The organism is Skermanella sp., from assembly GCF_059503625.1.
In genome coordinates, this window is the sequence record NZ_JCACHA010000196.1 from 1 (window position 1) to 3,396 (window position 3,396).

A 3,396-nucleotide genomic window follows, 5' to 3' on the forward strand; every position below is an offset into this window, starting at 1 on the left:
AGCCGACATGAACGCGCCTGCTTGTCGGCTGCCGCTTCGCTTTAGACCGACCTACACAACGAAAGTATTCGCACAGATCAATCTCTCCGGCTCTTGGTATCACAGCGGAAGTGATGAACCTGCGCACGGCTTGACATGTCTCCAACGCTTTGTCGCCTCTCCCCTCTCGGCAGGAGGAGGCGACAGGCGGAAGAGTGAATCAGCCCACGAAAACCCTCACCCGAACAGCGCGTCGATATCCGCCTGGCTGATCATTCCCTTGTCCTTATCGACCTTGTTCGGGCCGTGGAGGTCCAAGTCGCCGTCCTTGGCGGCCATGCCGGGAGGCAGCGGCATCGTCTCGAACTCGCGCTTGTTCCAGACGCCCATCATCGCCTCCACCCGTTCCTCGATGAAGGAAAGCGCGCGGACGACCTTGGTGATGCGCTGGCCGGTCAAGTCCTGGAAGTTGCAGGCCTCGAAGATCTTCACGACCGCTTCGTTCATGTCGTTGACGCGGCTGGACTGGTAGCCCTCCGGCAGCTGGGCGCGCAGTTCGTGGATGATCTCTTCGATTTCTTCGGTGCAGGTGATGATCGTGTTGGTCGCGGCTTCGGTCGCGTTGACCACGGCGCCCAGCTCTTCCGACGCCTGCTGGAACCTGTCCTCGCTGGCGAGCGGGTGGCGCAGCGCCGCCATTTCCGCTTTGGTCGCCTTGATGCGGCCGGAGATGTCGGCGATCTCGACCTGGATCTGATCGATGTCGCTGCGGTCGTGGCTCATGAAGCGGTCGAACTTGGCGTGCAGTTCCGCTACGGCGCGCAGGACAGGCGTGTGATCGACCTCGACCGAAACAGGCGCCAGTTGGGCGGCCGGCTCGGGCGCCGCGAGTGCCAGCAGGCCCGAGGCCTCGGCAGAGCCGGTGCCCGGCGCCGTGCCGCGGCGAGCCTTCTGCAACTCGGCCATGAATGGCTTACGCGCACCTTGCATGGGTGTCTTGACCGTCATTCGCTGTCGCTCTCGCCGTTGCTTCGACCATGGACAGGAGGCCCCGGTCGGTTGTTTTCCCTCACTGCGCGGTCAAAAATAGACATATTGTGTTAAAATCACTTGAATCGCGCCGCCGGTAATTCTGCTCAGGCGATCATCCGAACAGGGCGTCGATAGCCGACTGGTCGAGTGCCGCCTTTGGTGCCGGAGCCGCAGCCGGCGGAGGGGGTGGCGGCGGCGCGGGTGGCGGGGGTGGTGCAGGAGGAGGCGCCGGCTTGGGCACCGGCGGCGGCGGAGGTGGCGGTGCCGCCACGACCGGAGGCGGAGGAGGAGGCGGAGGCGGCGCTGGAGGCGGAGGAGCCGGCGGAGGGGGTGCCGGCTTCACAGCCGCAGGCTTGGGCTTTGCCGCCGCTTTCTTCACGGTCTTGGCCGGAGGAGGCGGAGCCGCGGCCTGTACGGGCGGAGCCACCGGCGCCGGCGGAGGTGTCCATGCCGGCTGAGGCGGCGGAGCGGGAGGCGGCGGCGCAGCCGCGACCTTGGGCTTCGGTGGCGGGGCCGGCGGCTCGGGCGGGTCGGCGAAAAGCGCGTCCACGTCGGACTGGCTGACGCCGTGCCCTTCCAGTGCCGGTCCGTTCAGGAGATGGGCATCCGGCCTCTTGTCGACGAAGGCATCGGGGACGTCGGTGTTGGGCTTGACACCCTCGACACCCCAGATGGCTATCATCGCCGTGACGCGCTGCTCGATGTAACGCAACGCGTTGACCACCTTGCTGGTGCGCTGGCCGGTCAGGTCCTGGAACGAGCAGGCGGTGAAGATATTCGACACCTCCGACTCGATCTCCGAACATAGATCGGGGTCGGCGCCGCCCTTGCGGAGCTTGGACCCGAGGTCCATCAGCCGCTCGGCGGAGTTCAGGATATCGAAAGACGCCCGTTCCGTGGACGAGACGATGGCGTCGAGTTCGCTGGTGGCCGTCATGATGCGGTCGTTGCCGGCATCGGGTGGCTGGAGCGCCGCCACCTCCCGCCGGGCCTTCTCGATCGAGCCGGCCATTTCCAGCAGCTCGCGCCGCAATACCTCGATATGTGACGAAGTGCCGCCGGCCTGAGAGTTCTGGCTCAGGAGGGCGCGCATCTGGTCGAGCATGATGCGGACGTCGTCGGCGGCGCCGCCCTGCGCGCGCTGGGCATAGCGGCGGAGGAAGGCGCGCCCCTTGGCGGTGCGCGCCACGGTGTCCTCGATATGCTCGAACTCGTCTTCGGTGAGCGGCGCCAGCTTATCCACTGTTCTGTCCCGTCAGATCTGTCCCATCAGACCTTAGAACGCGCCGATGACCGACGTGATCTTCTGCTTCAGCGTGTCGGCGTTGAACGGCTTCACGATGTAGTTGTTGACGCCGGCTTCCTTGGCGGCGACGACGTTCTCGGTCTTGCTCTCGGCGGTGACCATGATGAAGGGCGTGGCGTTGAGCTTGTTGTCGGCACGGATTTCCTTGAGAAGCTGAAGCCCCGTCATCGGTTCCATGTTCCAGTCGGAGATCACCAGACCGAACTTGCTCTCGCGCAGCTTGGCAAGCGCGGTCACGCCGTCGCCCGCTTCCTCGATATCGCTGAAGCCGATCTGCGTCAGCAGGTTGCGAACAATACGCCGCATGGTTGCGTAATCATCGACCACAAGGATCTTCATCGTGTGCTCCAAAATACATCCGTTGACGAGGGCCGTGCCGACGCGATCCGTTCAGTCGCCGCAACCCAGCCGATCCACCAGCAACGCCCGGATTACCGCCGATCCAGTGCGCCGCTTACTGTTCAAGAAAGAACCTTCGCAGCATCCGGCCCGACGGCTTCGGCCGGATGCGGCGTTTCAAACATGCGGGTGGAGCGTAAATATTGCGTTTATGTCCAGCCCGCTATGCCCATTCTCCTAATGCGGACCGAGCGGGCAACCATACCGGGGAAATTGGCACAGCGGAGGGCGCGGCGCAATTGCCGCGGCCTTCATGTTCGTAGATTGGTCGCGTTCCGACAGGTATCTAAGGAGCTGGAACAATCATGACGTGATGGAGTCCGTCGCTCCAAGCAACCATTGCTCGGTCTCGGAGTCCAGCCGCCCAGAAAGGCTGTCCCGCACCCTCGTATGATAGGCGTTCAGCCATGCTATTTCGGATGGCGACAGCAGGGCCGGTTCGACCAGCGCCAGATCGATCGGCGCCAAGGTAAGCGTCTCGAAAGACAGCATCGGCCGCTCGGCTTCCGGCAGGTCCGGACACTCCCTCACCGCGATCAGGTTCTCGATCCGGATGCCATAGGCGCCGGTCCGGTAATATCCCGGCTCGTTCGAAACGATCATGCCAGGTTCCAGCGCCACCGTATTCGCGACCTTGGAGTTCCGCTGCGGCCCCTCATGGACGCTCAGATAGGTGCCGA

The 3,396-nt window shown here is 64.1% G+C and carries 4 protein-coding genes; all 4 read right to left on the reverse strand.

Translation table 11 applies throughout. The annotated features are described in order from the left end of the window. Window positions 1-216 precede the first annotated feature (216 nt). A complete protein-coding gene (locus AC5JJ6_RS05035; RefSeq protein WP_496040992.1) occupies window positions 217-987 on the reverse strand; it encodes a protein phosphatase CheZ in 771 nt (256 codons plus the stop codon). Between the two features lie 136 nt (window positions 988-1,123). Continuing rightward, entirely contained in the window at window positions 1,124-2,254 is a 1,131-nt protein-coding gene (locus AC5JJ6_RS05040) for a protein phosphatase CheZ (protein WP_496040993.1), read from the reverse strand. Between the two features lie 33 nt (window positions 2,255-2,287). Then, a complete protein-coding gene (locus AC5JJ6_RS05045) occupies window positions 2,288-2,656 on the reverse strand; it encodes a chemotaxis response regulator CheY (RefSeq protein WP_044427767.1) in 369 nt (122 codons plus the stop codon). 363 nt (window positions 2,657-3,019) lie between these two features. Beyond that, a partial coding sequence (locus tag AC5JJ6_RS05050) for a M24 family metallopeptidase C-terminal domain-containing protein (protein WP_496040994.1) occupies window positions 3,020-3,396 on the reverse strand: 377 nt, incomplete at its 5' end.